We start from the raw sequence: 362 nt of genomic DNA, 5'->3' as shown, positions 1-362 counted from the left end.
GCATTAACAGAAGAAATATTAATAAACCGGCCCCATTTCTTATCCAGCATCACGTTGATCACCAGACGCGTCATATAAAAAACAGATGACAGGTTGGTGTTGATCACGTCATGCCACATTTCCGGGGTCATTTTTTTCAATGTGGCATCACGAGTAATTCCGCCGTTGTTGACCAGAACATCAACTGAGCCAAATTCTTCGCGAATCTTGTTGATACAGGCTTCGCAAGATTCCCAGCTGGTAATGTTGCCAAAACCAAGGGCAATATCATAACCCTCGCTTTTCAGCTTTTCTTGCCAGGCCTGGGCTTTCTCATGCGACCCTCCCGAATAGTATCCGGCGACCACCTGATAGCCATCATC

General features: G+C 46.1%; 1 protein-coding gene. It reads right to left on the bottom strand.

The genetic code is table 11. The annotated features are described in order from the left end of the window. On the bottom strand, positions 1-362 hold a 362-nt coding region (locus Q4563_RS17315; protein ID WP_303605379.1), incomplete at both ends, for an SDR family NAD(P)-dependent oxidoreductase.

The sequence above is a fragment of the Gilvimarinus sp. 1_MG-2023 genome (assembly GCF_030548285.1).
Note: the sequence above shows the minus strand (reverse complement) of the source record. Positions and strands in the feature narration are given on the sequence as shown.